The organism is Limosilactobacillus panis DSM 6035 (genome assembly GCF_001435935.1).
GTDB classification, from domain to species: Bacteria; Bacillota; Bacilli; order Lactobacillales; family Lactobacillaceae; genus Limosilactobacillus; species Limosilactobacillus panis.
The window spans coordinates 1-390 of the sequence record NZ_AZGM01000025.1; the positions used below are offsets into that span (position 1 = coordinate 1).

A 390-nucleotide genomic window follows, 5' to 3' on the forward strand; every position below is an offset into this window, starting at 1 on the left:
CTTAACAGAGAATAGTGTTCAGGTATTAATTAGCTTTGTCGACTGGCCAATGATGAAAGATTGTGGTGAAATGGCACAAATTATAAAGGGGATCAAACTTCGCCTATATCCCAATGCTCAGCAAAGGGAACAATTGTGGCAGATGTTTAACAATCGCTTCGTTTGGAACCAAATGTTGGCGATGGCGAAGGAGCGATATCAGAATAATCCCAGTAGTCACTTTGTCAATGAATACGGGATGAATTATCTACTGAAGAGACTTAAGCAGGAATACCCATTCCTTAGGGCTAGTGACTCAACTAGTTTTCTAGTGGTTAATCACAACCTCGCCCAAGCTTTTAAGATGTTATTTAAACATCGGGGCGGTTACCCACGTTTTAAATCGCGTCG

1 protein-coding gene is annotated in these 390 nt (G+C 41.3%); it reads left to right on the forward strand.

The annotated features are described in order from the left end of the window. Positions 1–70: 70 nt before the first annotated feature. A partial coding sequence (locus FD32_RS02075) for a helix-turn-helix domain-containing protein (protein WP_156410633.1) occupies positions 71–390 on the forward strand: 320 nt, incomplete at its 3' end.